This window comes from Achromobacter pestifer, from assembly GCF_013267355.1.
In the GTDB taxonomy this organism is placed as follows: domain Bacteria; phylum Pseudomonadota; class Gammaproteobacteria; order Burkholderiales; family Burkholderiaceae_B; genus Achromobacter; species Achromobacter pestifer_A.
This window is the reverse complement of record NZ_CP053985.1, coordinates 1,662,029-1,678,590: the sequence shown is the minus strand read 5'-3', so window position 1 is coordinate 1,678,590 and position 16,562 is coordinate 1,662,029. Positions and strand designations below refer to the sequence as shown.

At 66.0% G+C, this 16,562-nt stretch carries 15 protein-coding genes and 1 tRNA gene; 8 read left to right on the top strand and 8 right to left on the bottom strand.

Annotation, left to right across the window (positions count from 1 at the left end; genetic code table 11):
- Positions 1-6 precede the first annotated feature (6 nt).
- Entirely contained in the window at positions 7-549 is a 543-nt protein-coding gene (locus FOC84_RS08195) for a VOC family protein (RefSeq protein WP_173143994.1), read from the top strand.
- The gene (locus FOC84_RS08190) at positions 546-1,565 is read left to right on the top strand and encodes a fumarylacetoacetate hydrolase family protein (protein ID WP_173143993.1); all 1,020 of its coding nucleotides are present in this window, start codon (positions 546-548) and stop codon (positions 1,563-1,565) included. The genes FOC84_RS08195 and FOC84_RS08190 overlap by 4 nt, the downstream gene beginning before the upstream one ends.
- 20 nt (positions 1,566-1,585) lie before the next feature.
- On the opposite strand, the gene FOC84_RS08185 is transcribed toward FOC84_RS08190, so the two are convergent.
- The 3 genes from FOC84_RS08185 to FOC84_RS08175 form a co-directional block, all read right to left on the bottom strand.
- On the bottom strand, positions 1,586-1,873 hold the full coding sequence (locus FOC84_RS08185; protein WP_173143992.1) for an MSHA biogenesis protein MshH: 288 nt from the start codon (positions 1,871-1,873) through the stop codon (positions 1,586-1,588).
- Between the two features lie 105 nt (positions 1,874-1,978).
- The gene (locus FOC84_RS08180) at positions 1,979-2,398 is read right to left on the bottom strand and encodes a hypothetical protein (protein ID WP_173143991.1); all 420 of its coding nucleotides are present in this window, start codon (positions 2,396-2,398) and stop codon (positions 1,979-1,981) included.
- The gene (locus FOC84_RS08175) at positions 2,395-2,835 is read right to left on the bottom strand and encodes a Fur family transcriptional regulator (RefSeq protein ID WP_173143990.1); all 441 of its coding nucleotides are present in this window, start codon (positions 2,833-2,835) and stop codon (positions 2,395-2,397) included. Before FOC84_RS08175 ends, FOC84_RS08180 begins: the two co-directional genes overlap by 4 nt.
- Positions 2,836-2,939: 104 nt before the next feature.
- Here FOC84_RS08175 and FOC84_RS08170 point away from each other — a divergent pair, with 104 nt between their 5' ends.
- Positions 2,940-3,722 carry a helix-turn-helix domain-containing protein gene (locus FOC84_RS08170; RefSeq protein WP_173143989.1) on the top strand — a complete coding sequence of 261 codons (783 nt, stop codon included), beginning with the start codon at positions 2,940-2,942 and terminating at the stop codon, positions 3,720-3,722.
- A gap of 186 nt (positions 3,723-3,908) precedes the next feature.
- Positions 3,909-4,772 (top strand): alpha/beta hydrolase, encoded by an 864-nt coding sequence (locus FOC84_RS08165; protein WP_173143988.1) that lies wholly within the window; start codon positions 3,909-3,911, stop codon positions 4,770-4,772.
- 11 nt (positions 4,773-4,783) lie between these two features.
- Here the strand turns inward: FOC84_RS08165 and FOC84_RS08160 are convergent, their stop codons facing one another.
- Positions 4,784-5,245 (bottom strand): YkgJ family cysteine cluster protein, encoded by a 462-nt coding sequence (locus tag FOC84_RS08160; protein ID WP_173143987.1) that lies wholly within the window; start codon positions 5,243-5,245, stop codon positions 4,784-4,786.
- A 239-nt stretch (positions 5,246-5,484) separates the two neighbouring features.
- Here FOC84_RS08160 and FOC84_RS08155 point away from each other — a divergent pair, with 239 nt between their 5' ends.
- Positions 5,485-6,090 carry a DNA-3-methyladenine glycosylase I gene (locus FOC84_RS08155; RefSeq protein ID WP_173143986.1) on the top strand — a complete coding sequence of 202 codons (606 nt, stop codon included), beginning with the start codon at positions 5,485-5,487 and terminating at the stop codon, positions 6,088-6,090.
- Positions 6,091-6,108: 18 nt separating this feature from the next.
- Here FOC84_RS08155 and FOC84_RS08150 read toward each other — a convergent pair whose 3' ends face one another.
- Entirely contained in the window at positions 6,109-8,031 is a 1,923-nt protein-coding gene (locus tag FOC84_RS08150; RefSeq protein WP_173143985.1) for an LTA synthase family protein, read from the bottom strand.
- Positions 8,032-8,378: 347 nt separating this feature from the next.
- Between FOC84_RS08150 and FOC84_RS08145 the strand changes: the two genes are divergently transcribed.
- Complete coding sequence (locus tag FOC84_RS08145) at positions 8,379-10,466, top strand: AsmA family protein (RefSeq protein ID WP_173143984.1); 2,088 nt, start codon at positions 8,379-8,381, stop codon at positions 10,464-10,466.
- A 4-nt stretch (positions 10,467-10,470) separates the two neighbouring features.
- On the opposite strand, the gene FOC84_RS08140 is transcribed toward FOC84_RS08145, so the two are convergent.
- Entirely contained in the window at positions 10,471-12,060 is a 1,590-nt protein-coding gene (locus tag FOC84_RS08140; RefSeq protein WP_173143983.1) for a GGDEF domain-containing protein, read from the bottom strand.
- 11 nt (positions 12,061-12,071) lie between these two features.
- Complete coding sequence (locus tag FOC84_RS08135) at positions 12,072-12,716, bottom strand: TetR/AcrR family transcriptional regulator (RefSeq protein ID WP_173150014.1); 645 nt, start codon at positions 12,714-12,716, stop codon at positions 12,072-12,074.
- Positions 12,717-12,831: 115 nt separating this feature from the next.
- Here FOC84_RS08135 and FOC84_RS08130 point away from each other — a divergent pair, with 115 nt between their 5' ends.
- Both FOC84_RS08130 and FOC84_RS08125 read left to right on the top strand, forming a co-directional pair.
- A complete protein-coding gene (locus tag FOC84_RS08130; RefSeq protein ID WP_173143982.1) occupies positions 12,832-13,578 on the top strand; it encodes an SDR family oxidoreductase in 747 nt (248 codons plus the stop codon).
- Between the two features lie 151 nt (positions 13,579-13,729).
- Positions 13,730-13,805, top strand: a tRNA-Lys gene (locus FOC84_RS08125).
- Positions 13,806-14,014: 209 nt separating this feature from the next.
- Here the strand turns inward: FOC84_RS08125 and FOC84_RS08120 are convergent.
- Positions 14,015-16,516 carry a TonB-dependent siderophore receptor gene (locus FOC84_RS08120; protein WP_173143981.1) on the bottom strand — a complete coding sequence of 834 codons (2,502 nt, stop codon included), beginning with the start codon at positions 16,514-16,516 and terminating at the stop codon, positions 14,015-14,017.
- Between the last annotated feature and the right edge of the window lie 46 nt (positions 16,517-16,562).

Genomic DNA, 16,562 nt, shown 5'->3' with positions numbered 1-16,562 from the left:
AATCGCATGGACCATACCGCCGCCCGTCCCGTGCAGGGACTGCACCATTTCGCCTGGCGCTGCCGGGATGCCGAGGAAACCCGGCGCTTCTACGAGGACCTGCTGGGCTTGCCGCTGGTGCACGTCATCAAGAAGGACTCCGTGCCCAGCACCGGGGAATTCTGCCCTTACGTGCATATCTTCTTCCGCATGCGCGACGGCTCCTGCATCGCGTTCTTCGACCTGGGCGACCAGACCGCGGCGCTGCCTTCGCCGAACACGCCGGGCTGGGTCAATCACATCGCCCTGCGGGTGCCGCAGCGCGACGATCTGCTGGCCATGAAAGCGAGGCTTGAAGCCCATGGCGTGGAGGTGGTCGGCGTCACGGACCACGACAGCTACATCGAATCGATCTATTTCTTCGATCCCAATGGCTTGCGGCTGGAGCTGACGGTCGAAGTGGCGGCGCCCGACGTCGTTGAGGGCTATGTGCACGAGGCCCGCGCGGCGCTGGACCGCTGGACCGAAGACAAGCGCGGTGTCGCGGCCACGCCGGGGAGGCTGGCATGACGAAGCTTGCTTTGCCATTGCGCGTGGCGACGCGCAGGAACGGCACGCGTGACGGCGAGTTGATGCTGGTGAGTCCCTCGGGTTTGCGGTGGGCATCCGCCGGGGCCGGCGCGGCAACGCTGCAGGCCCTGCTGGACGATTGGGATGCGGTGGCGCCGCGGCTCGTCCGCCGCAGCCAGGAGTTCGACGCCGCCGAGTGGGCCGCCGCGGATGCGTTCGACGCCGGCCAGTGCATGGCCCCGCTGCCCCGGGCCTACCAGTGGGCGGATGCCTCCGTCTACCGCAATCATGCGCGGCTGATCTACCAGTGGCGCCGGGAGCCCATTCCGCCGCGCTATGAGGACGAACCGCTGGTGTATCAGGGCGGGTCGGACGTGATGCTCGGCCCGGAGGATCCCGTCGTGGCGGTCGACGAGGCCCATCAGATCGACCTGGAAGCCGAGGTCGCCGTGATCACCAAGGACGTACCCATGGGCACCGATGCCGCGCAGGCCGCCGAGCTGATCGCCCTGGTCGTCCTGCTCAACGACGTTTCCCTGCGCGGGCTGATTCCTGGAGAACTCTCCAAGGGCTTCGGCTTCTACCAGAGCAAGCCCGCGACCAGCTTCGCGCCTATCGCGCTGACGCCCGACGCGCTGGGCCACGCCTGGAAGGACAGCATGCTGGACCTGCCCGTGCGCATCGAGATCAATGGCGAGCGCTTCGGCGAGCCTCATGCCAATAGTGAGGTGGTCTTCAATTTTGGCCAGATCATCGCGCATCTGGCCAGGACGCGCAGTCTGGCGGCGGGCAGCATCGTCGGCGCGGGGACCATCAGCAATGCAGACCCGGCCGCGGGCAGCGCCTGCATCACCGAAGCGCGGGTTCGCGCCCAGCTCGATGGCATGGCCGAAGAGCGGCTGCCGCCCTACTTGCGGCATGGCGACCGCGTCCGAATCTACGCGCGTGGACGGGACGGCGATACGCCATTCGGCGCCATCGACCAGCGCGTGGAAATCGCTGGAGGAGGGCGCTGACGGCAGGTCAGAGGGGGATTTCAGGACAGGGTGCGCGCCGGCACGGCCGACAGATCGTGCAGGTTCAGACCGCAGCTGCGGGCGCGCTCCGACATCAGTTCGCTGTGCGCGAGTGCGCGCTGGCTTTCCTCCAGCAGCACGTCCAGCTGTTCCTGCAGGGTGGCCGCCATGGTCCAGGCGCGTTCAGCGAACAGGGCCGAGAAACTATCGGCACAAGCCCTGCAAATGGCCGCGCCGTTTTTTTCGAGCAGCGGCGCGCCCTGCGCAAGCGTCGATTGGCAAAACATGCAGGCGAGTGCGCGGTTCATGCGGGGCGGCCGGTCCTGGGGGTGGAGGGGGCGCTACCCTGCGGGTGCCAGCGCCATGACATCATGGACAACGGCGCTGGCGGCCAAGTCTTAAATCGGCGGGCCTCAGTCCACGACGAAGCCCCCGGGCCCCGACTGCCCCAGCAGTTCGCGGGCGCATTGCGCCGCCTGGCCGACGGTGGCCACGGCCAGGAACGGCACGCCGAAGGCGTGGGTCATCTTTTCGCCGCGCTTGCGGATCTTGTCCAGCGCCTCGGCATTGCCCTCCACGGCGATGAAGGCCCGGCAACGGGCCTTCAGGCGCGGCATGTTGGCGGTCTGCCATTCGATCATGGCCTTGCGGTCCGCCTGGCCGGCTTCCTGCCGCATGTCGGGCACGACCATGACGAAGCTCTGGGGGTTGTCCACCAGCATCTCCATTTCGCGTATCCAGCTGGCGGAATAGCCGTCGGGCGCGCCGCCATGCCTGGAAGTGACGATGGGAAATTGGGACAGGTCGTGGAAGAAAAACTGTTCGTGGTTCATTCGAATTCTCCGTGAGGAAGGGCTGCCGCGTTCTTGCCGCAGCCGCAGTGGCCGTAAAGCACCAGGCTGTAGGCGTCCAGCAGGAAGCCGCTGCGCTTGGCGATCTTCCTGACCAGCTGGCCCATGGCCGGGTCGCTGGACTCCAGGATCCGTCCGCAATCGGTGCAGACCAGATGGTCGTGGTGTCCCTTGTCATTGAGCTCGTACACGGTGGTGTGGGCGTCGAGCTGAGTACGTTTGAGCAGGCCGGCGCCTTCAAGTTGCGTGATGACGCGATAAACCGTGGCCAGGCCGATATTGCTGCTGTCCGAGAGCAGGTTGCGGTAGATGTCGGCCGGGCTCATGTGCAGGCCGGCGTGCTGATAGAAGAGATCCAGGATCTTCATGCGCGGGAAGGTGGCCTTGATGCCGGCATGGCGCAATCTTGAGTGGTCCATGGGGGGTTCTCCTTGCGGGGCTGATATCCAGGTGAGAATGATGTACATTTCCAACTAGATCCGCTCGCCGGAAACCGTCAACCTGTAGCTCAAACCTGCCAACCATGCTTCACGTGGCCGTTGCGCCCCCCCTGCCGGATGTATTGCTGACGCCGTTCAGCGTCCACGGACGGCGCGAATCCAAAGGCATCGCCGTGCCCTCTCATGTCCATGACGAGGGCATGCTGGTGCTGGTGCACGAGGGGTTGGTGCTGGTGCAGGCGGGCGCCCAGGTCTGGACGGTGATGCCGGGCAGCCTGGGCTGGATTCCGCCGGGCGTGCAGCACGGCGCGCGCTGGTTCGGCGAGGCGCGCGGGTCGTTCCTGTACGTGCGCCGCGACGCCTGCGGGCGCCTGCCGGACCACTGCCGGTCCTGGCCTGCGTCCCGGCTGATCGAAGCCCTGATGGACCGCTTTACCTCGGTCCAGCCGAACACTGTTTTGTCTCCCGCCTACCAGGAGCAGCTGTTCGACGTGCTGCTGGAAGAACTCAAGCAGCGCGAGCATGAGCCCGTGCCGTTGCCGATGCCCGTCGATCCACGCCTGCAGGATCTGGCCAATACGCTGCTGGACCGGCCCGACGATACGGCCGGCATCGATGAGTGGGCGCAGCGCCTGAACATGTCCTCGCGCACGCTGATGCGCCGTTTCCGCCAGGAAACCGGCGTGACGCTGGGACAGTGGCGCCAGCAGGCCCGCCTGCTGCGCGCGCTGGAGCTGCTCTGCCGCGGCGGCTCGGTCACCGAGGCCGGCCTATCGGTGGGCTACGAGAGCACCAGCGCCTTCATCGGCAGCTTCCGCGCGGTTTTCGGCGTGACGCCCACGCGCTACCTGGCCGAACGCGAGTAGCGCGGCCCCGGCGGCGGGCTTTACGCATTTTCACGGTTCTCCGACAGTTTTGCCGATCTTCCCAGACACCCCCTGCCTAGTATGACGCCAGGGTCGGATAGGACTTTTTGTCCTGCCCGCCATGCTTCAGGGGTGTTTCATGAATGACTTGTTTTTCTTGGCGTTGCCGCCGGCCAGGAGTGCGCCGTGAGCCAGCAACGCGTCGGCGCGCTGCTCATCCACGGGCTGGGCGGCACCGAATTCGACATGGGCGCCATGCACAAGGTGCTGGCGCGCGCCGGGATCGAACCCCACGGCGTGACCTTGCCCGGCCATGCCGGTTGTCCGGAAGACCTGCTCGATGTGAAGGTCGAGGACTGGATGGCGGTGGTGACGCAGCGCTATCGCGAGCTTTGCGCGCAATACGAGGTGCTGCACGTCATCGGCATGTGCCTGGGCGCACTGCTGGCGGTGGAGCTGTGCAAGCGTGAATCGCACACGCGCGGCGCGCTGGTGTCGCTGTCCGCGCCGGTCTTCCTGGATGGGTGGAGCACGCCCTGGTACCGGGCCGTGCGCTACCTGGTGTATCGCCTGCCGGGCTTGCGGCGGTGGATTCGGGTGCGCGAGGAAGATCCCTATGGCGTCAAGAGCGAATTGGTGCGCGCCTTCATCAAGGCGGGCTTCGCGCGCGGCGACGGTTTCCATTACCAATGGGTGCCGCTGGCCTGCGTGCGGCAGGTGGACCGGCTGCGCGGCATGGTCCGGCAGGGGCTGGAGCGCATGCGCTGCCCGACCTTGATCATGCACGCGGAAGAAGACGAGCTGACCAGTCCGCGCTCAGCCCGCTTCCTGGAGCGGCGCATACCCCAGTCGACGGTGGTGATGCTGCAGGACAGCTATCACATGATCTGCGTGGACCAGGAGCGCGAGCGGGTGATGCGCAACGTGCTGGGCTTTCTGGGCAAGGATCCGGACATCGTCCGGATGCGCAAACGGGCACGGGCGCCTGCGCCCGATGTCCTCCCCGCGCCGGCCATGCTGGCGCACGCCAGCCATTCCTGCGCGGGCTGAAGCCCGTCGCTTCAGGCGGCGGCGGGCTGGTTGGGGTGCAAGGGGCCTTGCGGGTCGTTCTCGGCGTCCGGCCGGGGCGGCACCGCGGCCAGCCCCAGCGCCAGCCGCAGGCGCTGGCAATCGGGGTTGGGCGAGCCGTCCGGCATCCATATGTCGAATTCGCGGCAGGGCGTGGGGCGGTTCTCGTAGATGGCGCAATGGATGCCGGGCTGGCCGAGTTCGCCGCGCAGCGAGATACAGCGGCCGCCGCCGGTTTCCGTGCCTTTCATGCAGGCGCGCAGCGGGCTCATCTGGGTGACCAGTTCCACCGGTACATGGCCGCCGTTCTCGCCGGCCAGCTCGCCGCAATAGAACGACACCCTGAAATGCGCACAGCATGCCCCGCAGTCCAGACAGGGGGTGGCGGCCGGATCGTCGCCTGCCAGGACGGCGGGCGAGACGAAGGAAATGAGAGACGACTCTAGCAGGGACATGGGGCGCGGAAGGCTGAAAACCTGTCCAGGCCCCGGCTGACTCGCAAAACGGGCCGCATGATGCAGACCCCCCGTACAGCGCCGGGACGCGCGCGGACAGGGCCGGCGCGGGATCAGGGCTGCAAATATTAGCGGGATATGATCGGCGGCCGCCATGATTTTTTTGCCTTGGCATGGCCTTTTATCGGGGACGTTGCTGCGGTAGCATCGGTAGCCCCGATAGCGGCCAGGAGCCTGCCTTGAATGCCAACACCGAATCCCCCGACGGCCTGATCCGTTGCGGCTGGGTGGACACGTCCGCCGAGTACATGGCCTACCACGACACCGAATGGGGCTACCCCGAGGGCGATGACCGGGCGCTGTTCGAGCAGCTCTGCCTGGAGGGGTTTCAGGCGGGGCTGAGCTGGCGCACCATTCTGTCCAAGCGTGACGCGTTCCGCCGCGGTTTCGCCAACTTCGAGCCCGCCAAGGTGGCGCGCTTCGGCGAAAAAGAGGTGCTGAGGCTGCTGGACGATGCCGGCATCGTGCGCCATCGCGGCAAGATCGAAGCCGTGATCAACAATGCCGCCCGCGCGCTGGAGATGATCGAGCGCGAAGGCTCGTTGGGCGCCTACCTGTGGCGCTTCGAAGCCCCCAAGGCGGCGCCGTCGACCCGCGGCGCCTCGACCTCGGCGCAATCCGAGGCCCTGTCCAAGGCCTTGAAGAAACTGGGCTGGAAGTTCGTCGGGCCCACCACGGTCTACGCCTTCATGCAGTCGGTGGGCATGGTGAACGACCACAGCCCCGATTGCCATTGCCATGCCGCCAGCGAAAAGGCCCGCAAGGCGTTCAAGCGGCCAGCGTAGCCGCCGCCGAACAGCGGATCAGGCGGCAGGCTTTTCGCTGGAGGCGGACGATTCGGCTGCTTGCCCCGGCAGGCTGTAGCGGCCTTCGCGATAGGCCCAGCTGGGCCACAGCGCATGCGCCAGCGCCTCTGCGGCCAGATCCGGATTCAGCGGCATGGGCGCGTATTCCTCGGGCGCCGTGTAGCGGTATTGCAGCGGCGTCTTGTTGGGCGCCATCACCAGCAGCTCGTCTTCCTTCAGGTAGCCATAGGTGTTGTCGTACTGCATGATGGCCCGGCCCGGGGTGCTGCGGGTCAGGTCATGGCCGATCATCGGATGTTCGGTGTCCACGCCTATCAGCGACAGCAGGGTCGGCGCCAGGTCGACCTGGCTGATCAGGCGGTCGTCGCGCCGCGGCTCGATGCCGGCGCCCAGGATCACGGCAGGAATATGGAAGTGGCGCACGGGCACCAGACTGGCGCCGAAGACGCGGGAATCGTGGTCCGCCGCTATCAGGAACACGGTGTTTTCCCAGTACGGAGAGGCCTTGGCGCGTTCGAAGAAGCGGCCCAGCGCCCAGTCGGCGTAGCGCACGGTGTTTTCCACGGTGGCGGGGTTGCCGTCGGTCTGGATGCGGCCGGCCGGGTACTCCCAGGGCGAATGGTTGGACACACTGAAAGCCAGCGTGAAGGTGGGCTGGTCGCCGTCTTCGCGCAGCAGCCGGTCCAGCTGGTTGAACATGTCTTCATCCGACGCGCCCCAGGTTCCCACGAAGGCCGGGTCCACGAAATCGGGGCGGTCCACGATCTGCTTGAAGCCGTTGCCCAGGAAGAAGCCCTTCATATTGTCGAAGTGCGATTCGCCGCCGTAGATGAAGCGCGAATGGTAGCCATGGCGTCCGAGCAGGTCGGCCAGCGAGAAGAAACCGCGCTGCGAGCGCGGCAGCTTCAGCACCGCCTGGGCGGGAGTGGGCAGAAAACCCGTGACCACTGCTTCCAGCCCGCGCACCGAGCGGGTGCCGGTGGCATAGGCACGGGTGAAGGTCCAGGCCTCACGCGCCAGGGCGTCCAGTTCGGGCGTCAGGTCGGCGCCGCCCAGGCCGGCGCAATACTGCGCGCCCAGGCTTTCCTCCAGGATGATCACCAGGTTCAGCGGCCGCGCCGTCTTGCGGGTGGCCATTTGGCGGTGCAGGCTGGGGTAGTCCGGGTTGGCGGGCGGGTTGGGCAGGCCGGCCTGCGCCAGGACCAGTCCGTGCATCTTGTCGTCGTCCATGCCGCCATACACGTCCGAGGCGGACTTTTCGTTCTTCATGCTGTAGACGGCGTAGAAGACGTTGTAGAGCGAATTCAGCGCCAGTGTGTTCAGCATGCCGTCCGAACTGTAGGCGACCGAGGACGGATTGATCGGGCGGTGGCCCAGCGTGCCGCGTATGGCCAGAACGGCGATTGCGATGATCGCCAGGCTGGCGAGCGGCATCTGCCACCAGCTCAGTTGCGCATCAGGCTGGGCGTGGCCGAACAGGCCGTAGGCGCCCCAACCGATGAGCCCCACCACGGCCAGGCCGCCCACCAGCGCGCCCTTGTAGCCGCGCCAGAGCATGCCGGAGACTTCGCGCGGGTGCTTCAGGTATTCGACGAACAGGCGGTTGGGGCGGGAGTCGTATTCCAGGATGAAGGGCGGGGTGGCCACTTCCAGGAAGGCCAGCAGGATGAACGCGACCAGATACCAGTAGCCGGCCAGCGTGGCGGCCAGGGGGATGTGGCCGAACCAGGGCGACAGCACGGCCGGCAGCGCTGCCAGTACGGCGATCTGGTGCGCATCGATGCGCAGCCCGCCCAGCAGCAGGGGGATCAACCCCCCGGCGTCGCGCACGCGCTTGGACTGCCAGGCGGCCAGCGCCAGGCGGCTCAGCGTCAGCAGCGCAAATGCCGCCACCACGAAAATCAAGGTCGAATGCCGCATCGGGCCTCCAGGTTGTTCTGCCAGCCGGTCCGATAGGGCCGGGGTCTGTCGTTTGAGCATTTGAGCGGCGCCGGCGTCGAAAATTCGATGGATACCGGCGTTCGCGTCACATTTCGCGGCGCGGAGCCATTTCGTTTTGTAACCGGCCACTGCGGGGCCGGGCATGGGTCATGCTGCGCAAACCCCGGGCAACGCGTGCCGCGCGGCTTCGCAGGGGGCGCCGAGCCTGGAAAAATCCGCACACATTATGGGGCCGGCCGGTCCGGACAGGGCTGCGGGCCGCGATACCCTTGGAGGTAACAGGAGCCGGCAGCGGTACGCCGGCCGCAATGCCAAGGATAATAACCATGACGCGCTCAAGAAAAATAGCGATCGGGATTGTAGGGGGAGCAGCGCTCCTCGTGGCGATACTGGTGGTCGTGATCGCCACCTTTGACTGGAATCGCGCCAAACCCTTCATCAACGAGCGGGCCAGCGCAGCGATCGGTCGGCCGTTCGCCATCAACGGCGACCTGAGCATCGAATGGGCGCGCGAGCCCGACGAGGGCGGCTGGCGCGCCTGGGTGCCATGGCCGCACGTCATCGCCAACGATATATCAGTGGGCAATACGCCCTGGGCCAAGGCGCCGCAGTTCGCGACGCTCAAGCGCGGGGAATTCAGCCTGGCGCCCCTGCCGCTGCTGCGTCAGCGCGTCGTCATCCGCCGCATCCAGCTGACCGAACCCGCCGCCGACCTGGAGCGCCTGGCCGACGGCAGCGCCAACTGGGAGTTCACGCTGCCCGAAACCGGCGAGCCTTCGCCCTGGGTGCTGGACATCAACGAGATCGGCTTCGACAAGGGCCGCGTGGGGCTGGTGGACGAGGTCCTCAAGGCGGATCTGACCGTGCTGGTGGATCCGCTGGGCAAGCCGGTGCCGTTCGCGGACGTGGCCGGCGCGGCCTTCGCTGCGGAAGAGGGCGGCGCCGCGCCGTCGCCGCGCGATTATGTGTTCGGCTGGAAGGTGGACGGCAAGTACAAGGGCCTGCCCACCAAGGGCGAAGGCAAGGTCGGCGGCATGCTGGCCCTGCAGGACCCCAGGCAGCCCTTTCCGGTGCAGGCCGACGTGGCCATAGGCGGCACCCGGGCCTCGATCGCGGGCACCTTGACCGATCCGGTCAATCTCGGTTCGCTGGACCTGCGCCTGAAGCTGTCGGGCGCGTCCATGGCGCAGCTGTACCCGCTGACCGGCGTCACCTTGCCGGACACGCCGCCGTACTCCACCGACGGCCATCTGTTGGCCAAGCTGCGCAATCCGGGCGGGGCAGTGTTCGACTACAAGGACTTCAACGGCAAGGTGGGCAACAGCGATCTGCATGGCGACATTTCCTTCGCGCTGGGCCAGCCCCGGCCCAAGCTGACCGGCAAGCTTTCCTCGAAGCAATTGCGCATGGCGGACCTGGGGCCGCTGATCGGCGTGCCGTCGGGCAAGGTCGCGGGCGCCGAAACGGACAAGGCCAAGGACGCGCCGGCCAAGCCCAAGGGCGGCAAGGTGCTGCCCACGCAGGCGTTCCGCACCGACCGCTGGCGCGACATGGACGCCAACGTCTCGCTGGACGCGGGCCGCATCGTGCATGACAGCAAGCTGCCGCTGTCGGACCTGTCCGTGCACCTGGCGCTGCAGGACGGCAAGCTGGCGCTCGAGCCCCTGCGCTTCGGGATGGCCGGGGGCAACATCAACTCCACCATACGCCTGGACGGCTCTGGCTCGACCTTGACCGGGCGCGTTGACGTCAGCGCGCGCCGTCTGCGGCTCAAGCAGTTGTTTCCTTCCACTGCCGCCATGCAGAAAACGCTGGGCGAGCTGAATGGCGACATGGCGGTGAGCGGCGCGGGGAATTCGGTCGCCGCCTTGCTGGGAACGGCGAGCGGCGATGTGAAGATGCTGGTCAACGACGGCGTCATCAGCCGCAGCCTGATGGAGATTGCCGGGCTCAACGTCGGCAACTACGTCGTTTCCAAGCTGTTCGGCGACGACGAGGTGAAGATCAATTGCGGCGCGGCCGACCTGGAAATGAAGAGCGGCGTCATGACACCGCGCGTGTTCGTGTTCGATACCGAGAACGCGCTGATCAGCATCACCGGCACGGCCGATTTCAAGAACGAGAAGCTGGACATGGACATTACCCCGAGCAGCAAGGGGTTCCGTATCTTTTCGCTGCGTTCCCCCTTGTATGTCCGGGGCACCTTCGGTTCGCCGGACGTGGGCGTGCATGTGCTGCCCCTGGCGGCGCGCGGCGTGGGCATGGTGGCCTTGGGGGTGTTGCTGACGCCGGCCGCCGGTCTGCTGGCGCTGGTGGCGCCCAGCACCACGGACGAGAATGCCTGCGGTCCTTTGCTCGAGCAGATGCGCAAGCCGCCCAAGGCGCCCGCGCCCGTCTCGGCCAAGGGCAAGTAGGGGTTCAGCCCGGCAAGGCCATCCGCGCGCCGGCCTGGGTATTGTCGTCCGCGACGCAGACCGCGTTGCGGCCGTGGTTCTTGGCGTAATAGAGCGCCTGGTCGGCGCGTTGCAGGGCGGCGTCCAGCGTCGCGCCATGTTCCGGGTAGGCTGCCACGCCGGCCGAAACGGTGATCGGCGCGGCGACGGCGCCGGGTTCGGCGGCTAAGCGCTGGCGCAGCCGCTCCACCAGGCCGATGGCGGCCTCCAGCGGCGCGCCGGGCAGCAGCATGATGAATTCCTCGCCGCCAGCCCGCGCCAGGGTGTCGCCGCTGCGCGACCCTTCGCTCATCAATTGCGCCAGCGCCTGCAGTGCGCGGTCGCCCGCCGCGTGGCCGTAGCGGTCATTGATGTTTTTGAAATGGTCGACATCGATGGCCACGATCGCCACCGGCTGTTCCTCGGCCTGCAGCAGCGCCAGCGCCTCGTCCAGGCCGCGCCGGTTCAAGAGGCCGGTCAAGGTGTCCGTGGTGGTTTCGCGGCGCAGGTCGCGGATCTTGTGGTGGATCGAGGCCAGTCCCATCAGCAGCGCGCGCTTGAGCTGCGCGGCTTCGAAGTACCACGAGCGCACATGGCGGATGCGCTCCGCCGAGTCCGGGTTCTGCATGTGCTTGGCGATGCTGGCCAGCTCGCCCAGCGGCCGGGCGATCCAGCGCGACAGCAGCCAGATGGACGCCACCGAAAGCAGCAACAGGGGCAAGGTATGGCGGGCCGTGGCCAGCAGCAGATCGCTCAAAGGCTGCAAGGTGGCATCCACGGGGCGTTGCGCGATGACGCTCCAGCCCATGCTGGGCACGGGCGCATAACCCGCCAGCATATCGCGGCCATGTTCGTCGGCGAAGCGCATTTCGCCGGTCTCGCCGCGCAGAGCCGAGGCGAAGGCGCCGGCGTCGGGGACGATCTGTCCCAGGCGACCGCGGTCGGGGTGATAGATCAGCTCGCCCTTGCGATCCACGACGTACAGGGAAGACTCGCCCACGTAGAAGTGCTGGCCCAGCAAATGGTCCAGCACGTTGTGTTCATGCAGGTAGAGCGTGCCGCCGAGAAAGCCCAGATAGCGATCGTCGGCCGAGAAAATCGGATGTGTGTACAGAATCATCCAACGATTGTTGCTGCCCACAAAAGGGGCGCTCACGGTCGGGCGCTGGGTGGCCAGGGCATTCCTGGCGGCCTCGCTGCGCGCCTGTTGGCCCAGCAAGGCATGGTCCGATGTCGATGCGGCAAGCACCTTGCCTTGCGGCGACACCACAAAGGTGGAGTTGAAGTGGCCGAGCTGACGTTCCTGCCGCAGCGTCTCGGCCGCCATGTGTTCTGGATGGGTTTCCATGTCGGCCAGCGCTTCGGCGCTGTACGACAGGTAGCGCCGCAGATCCGTCAGGAAAACGTCGGTGGCGGATGCCAGCTTGGAGGCATAGGCCCGGTTGAGTTCCAGCGCGTTGTGCAGCAGCAGGTCGCGCTGCACCAGATAGCTGGCATGCAGGCTGCCTGCCAGCGCGAGGATGACCGAAAAGAGGCTGATCCACAGGATGAGACGCCGCAGATCGATCCGGAACATGACGCTATCCGTCAGGCGCGGGCCCGGCCCGGCGGCAGGCCGGAGGGAGGCGCGCTCCCGGTCAGCGCATCCCAGGCGCACATCGCCTGTCTGGCCACGGCTTGCAAGGTCTTGCGGCTGGCGCCATCGCGCGCCTGGATCGACATGCCGTGCAGCACGGTGGTGTAGAAGGCGGCCAGGCTCTTGAGGTCGGCGCCGGCCGGTAGCTCGCCATGCAAGGCGCCGGCATTGAGGCGGACCAGGATGCGGTTTTGCATGTCGCGGCGGTTGTCGCCCAGGAAGTCGCCCACGCCGGCCTGATTCACGCAGCCTGCCGGCGCGCTCAGCACGATCATGCAGCCCGACGGCGTGCCGGAAGCGGTGAAGCGTTCGGCGGATGCCAACAGCATGGATTGGATAGCCTCGCGGGCGGTGGGCGCATCCTGCAGCGCGCGCCGCGCCGAACCGCCCTCGGTTTCGCGGTAGAGCTCCACCGCTTCGCGGAACAGCCCTTCCTTTGAGCCGAATGCGCCATAGAGGCTGGGCGAATTGATGCCCATCGCCGCCGTGAGGTCGGTCAGCGATGCTCCGTCATATCCCTTCGACCAGAAGACATCCATGGCCTTGCGCAAGGCCTGGGCTCGGTCGAAGTTCCGGGGGCGCCCACGTTCTGCCATGGGCATGATTTTACCCGTCAGCGATTTTTGTGGTGATTGATAAAAAATTAGTTGACGGACGGGGATGGGCTCGGCGAATATATTTGTATTGATCACTACAAATATGGATGTCGCAATGTCGAACCTGACTGGAAAAATTGCCTTCGTCACCGGCGGAAGCCGGGGTATCGGGGCCGCCATCGTGCGCCGCCTTGCGGCCGATGGCGCCGACGTGGCTTTCACTTACGTGAGCGCTTCCTCGGCCGCCGGCGCGCAGGCGCTGGCGCGTGAACTGTCGGTGGACGGGCGCCGCGCGCTCGCCATCCAGGCGGATGCGGCAGACGCGTCCGCGGTCCGCGGCGCGGTCGACCGCGCCATCGCCGAGCTGGGCCCCGTCGACGTGCTGGTCAATAACGCCGGCATCTTCCTGTCCGGCGCGATCGGCGAGGCCAGCCTCGACGACTACGAACGCACCATGGACGTCAACGTGCGCGCGCCCTTCGTCGCCATCCAGGCAGCGCAGGCGTCCATGCCGGACGGCGGACGCATCATCAACATCGGCAGCTGCCTGGCAGGGCGCGCGGGCCGCGCCGGCGTCGCGCTGTATGCCGCCAGCAAGTCCGCGCTGGTCGGCCTGACCCAGGGCCTGGCGCGCGACCTGGGCGCACGCGGCATCACCGCCAATGTGGTGCACCCTGGCCCGATCGACACCGACATGAATCCGGCCGACGGCGCGCATGCTGCGGACCTGGTGGCGGTGCTGTCCCTGCCGCACTACGGCGAAGCCCGCGACATCGCCGGCATGGTGGCATTCCTGGCCGGGCCGGAAGGGCGCTACGTCACGGGCGCAAGCCTGTCGGTGGACGGCGGATTTGCGGCTTGAGACAGGCCTGGAAAAAGTTTTTCCCAGGTGACTTGCACAAACCAAAAAAGCTACATATAATCTTGCTTCTTCGCACTACACACATAACGAAACGCAGCGGCAGCGGACTAAAAAACGCGCAGCAAAGCGGACGGGACTGAGTGAAGTTGCAGGGCTGTTAGCTCAGTTGGTAGAGCAGCGGACTCTTAATCCGTAGGTCGAGTGTTCGAGCCACTCACAGCCCACCAATAAATTCAAGCACTTAGGCCAGTTCTACGGAACTGGCCTTTTTGCTTTCCGGGTTCATGTAGGCACTGCGCAGGCATTTAGAGTCAGCGCCGATCTACTCAGGTCCGGTAGGCTACAGGCTTCGCAGTAGCCCCAGACCGCCTACAGGATGAGCAGCGACGTTTTCAAAAACTCCATTTCGACACAACGCAAGTTGCGCTAGCGCCTCTTAGAACTTATGAGACAGCGTCACCATGAAATTGCGGGGATCGCCGTAGTTTCGGGTGCTGTAAAAGTTCACCTGAGAGTAGTACTTCTTGTCGAACAGATTGTTGATGTTGAGCTGCAAGGCGGTCTTCGGAGTGAACGCGTAGCGCGCCATCAGATTAACGAGCGCGTAGCTGGGAACCTCCGCGCGGCGCTGCACGAACGGACCGCTGCCGTCCGCGCCCCACACCGTGGCCCATGAAGCGTTCTGCCACCGCACGCCGCCGCCCACCGTGAGGTTGCGCAACGCGCCGGAAAAGGCATATGTCGTAAACAGATTGAAGGTGTTCCGAGGCAAGGCGGTATTCAGCTTTGCGCCATCCGGTCCCACCAGGTTGAAGTGCGCGTAGCCCGCCTGGATGTTCCAGCCGGGCAATACCTCGCCCGACAGCTCGATTTCGAACCCATTGCTTTGCGTGCCATTCACCGCGCGATACGCCTGCGCCGCCGAACCCGGGACGAGGTTGTCCAGATCGGCCTCTGCGACGTTATCCTGCTTGGTGTGAAAGACCGACAGCGAGGCGTTCAGGCGGTTCTCGAAAAACGCGCCTTTGATACCTGCCTCATAGTTCTTGCCGCGCACGGGGTCCAGGTAGGCGCCGCTGCTGTCCTGGTAATCCTGTGGCTGGAAAATATCCGTATAGCTTGCATACAGCGAAACGTCGCGCGACACATCCAGCACGATTCCCGCGTAGGGCGAGACAACGCTGAATGTGCGCGTGAGGCTGTTATTCCAGTTGGTGTAGCGAGCGCCCACGATGAGCTTCAGCGGGTCCGCGATGGAAAACCGGCCGGCCGCATACAGGCCGATCTGTCGCGTCTGGCTGTTCTGCTCGGACTCGCGCGGCCCCCAGATCGGTTCCGGATAATTGCCGTTCCAGTCCAGAATGCTGCCGCTGTATTTCTCTTGCGCGATGGGCACCCTCACCGTGCCCTTGTTGCGCTGCCACGTGCCCGAGCTGCCCGCCATGAATTCGTGCTTGCGGCCAAACCAGTCAAAATCCCCGTCCAGTTTCGCGTTGACCGAATCCTGGCTGCGGTTGCCCTCGAACCAGTTCGAATAGATCGTGCCCGGCGGCGATGTCCACGTATTCTTGTCGATCTGTCCGCCCTTGCTCATACCGAGCTTGGCATCGTATTCCTGCTTGCTGCGGGCATATCCCACCTGGCCTTTCCAACCATTCTCGAAGCGGTGGTCCAGGCTGATGAACTGCGATTGCGTGGTGCTGTTCCATTGCGACCACTTCGGCGCGCCGTTAAAGGAGCGCGGCCAATCGATTTCGTCGCCGTTGCTGAACCAACCGGTGCCCAGCGCGCCACCCCAGGTGGACGCCTTCGGCCGGTTCACCTGGTAGTCCGCGCCGGCGCGCAGCAAGGTCCTATCGCTCAGATCTGCCTCCACCGTGCCAAAGAGCACGCCCTTTTTCTTCTCGTGGTTGTCCAGGAAGGAATTGCCCATCTGGCCGGCGGCGACAAAGCGGCCGCGCACCGAGGCTTCCTGGTTGAACGGGGTGGAAACGTCGATGGTTGTGCGATAGTTGTCCCACGATCCCCCGGAAGCCGTGACCTCCGCCTCCACCTTGTCGCTCAAGGCCCGTTTGCGCACCAGGTTGATGGCGGCCGACGGGTTCCCCGCTCCGGTCATCAGCCCCGTCGCGCCGCGCACCACTTCGATCCGGTCATAGATGACGGAATCGAGATCCGATTCTCCCGCCGCGTAGGGCGAGGAGAAGGTGGTCGGCACGCCGTCGTACATATAGTTCTCGACCGAAAACCCCCGGTAGCTGAACGAAGACCTCTCGGTGTCGTAGGCACTTTCAGCCATGCCGGTGGTAGTGCGCAGCGCTTCCGCCAGCGACTTGATGTTGCGGTCATCGATCTGCTGCCGGGTCACGACCGACACGGACTGCGGCGTTTCCCGAGGCGACAGCGCAAGGCCGGTGGCCGTGCCCATTGTGCGTGTCGTGTACGAGCCCGAGCCTTCGGTCAGTCCGGGGTCGGCGTCCGCCGCGCCCTGAACCGTGACCGTCGGCAGCGTGACGGCCTGCGGGTCGGCAGTCCGCGTCAACGCGTAGCTGCCGTTGGCGGTGCGCGCCGCCTGCAAGCCATGCCCCTCCAGCAGCGCGGCAAAGCCGGCCTGCACGGTGTAATCGCCTCGCAGCCCTGGGGTGTTGCGGCCGCTGAGCAGACCCGAGTCTATCGACAATTCCACGCCAGCCGCGCTGGCGAAGGCGTTGAGCGCCGGGCCCAGCGGCCCGGCGGGAATGTTCACGTTGTAGCGGGCAACGGCCTGCGCCTGAACCTGGGCTGGCGCAAAGGCCAGGATTAACGGGCTGGCCGCCAGGCCGAGGCACAGCGCCGTGCGCGCCGCCGCGCCCGCTGCTCCGCCGACCGGCCTGACCGCAGGAAGAACAGGGGCGCGCTGGCCTGCGCGGCGCGGCCGTGGCGTCGGGAAATGTCGCATGGAGGAACCTTTGATGTCGGAAGTCTGGTGTTGCTTCACCAGGTAT

Coding starts and splice junctions, on each gene's coding strand:
- FOC84_RS08160 (WP_173143987.1), bottom strand. CDS start 5,245: ATGTCCCTGCTAGAGTCGTCTCTCATTTCCTTCGTCTCGCCCGCCGTC.
- FOC84_RS08130 (WP_173143982.1), top strand. CDS start 12,832: ATGTCGAACCTGACTGGAAAAATTGCCTTCGTCACCGGCGGAAGCCGG.
- FOC84_RS08195 (WP_173143994.1), top strand. CDS start 7: ATGGACCATACCGCCGCCCGTCCCGTGCAGGGACTGCACCATTTCGCC.
- FOC84_RS08150 (WP_173143985.1), bottom strand. CDS start 8,031: ATGCGGCATTCGACCTTGATTTTCGTGGTGGCGGCATTTGCGCTGCTG.
- FOC84_RS08120 (WP_173143981.1), bottom strand. CDS start 16,516: ATGCGACATTTCCCGACGCCACGGCCGCGCCGCGCAGGCCAGCGCGCC.
- FOC84_RS08145 (WP_173143984.1), top strand. CDS start 8,379: ATGACGCGCTCAAGAAAAATAGCGATCGGGATTGTAGGGGGAGCAGCG.
- FOC84_RS08190 (WP_173143993.1), top strand. CDS start 546: ATGACGAAGCTTGCTTTGCCATTGCGCGTGGCGACGCGCAGGAACGGC.
- FOC84_RS08140 (WP_173143983.1), bottom strand. CDS start 12,060: ATGTTCCGGATCGATCTGCGGCGTCTCATCCTGTGGATCAGCCTCTTT.
- FOC84_RS08185 (WP_173143992.1), bottom strand. CDS start 1,873: ATGAACCGCGCACTCGCCTGCATGTTTTGCCAATCGACGCTTGCGCAG.
- FOC84_RS08135 (WP_173150014.1), bottom strand. CDS start 12,716: ATGGCAGAACGTGGGCGCCCCCGGAACTTCGACCGAGCCCAGGCCTTG.
- FOC84_RS08170 (WP_173143989.1), top strand. CDS start 2,940: ATGCTTCACGTGGCCGTTGCGCCCCCCCTGCCGGATGTATTGCTGACG.
- FOC84_RS08175 (WP_173143990.1), bottom strand. CDS start 2,835: ATGGACCACTCAAGATTGCGCCATGCCGGCATCAAGGCCACCTTCCCG.
- FOC84_RS08180 (WP_173143991.1), bottom strand. CDS start 2,398: ATGAACCACGAACAGTTTTTCTTCCACGACCTGTCCCAATTTCCCATC.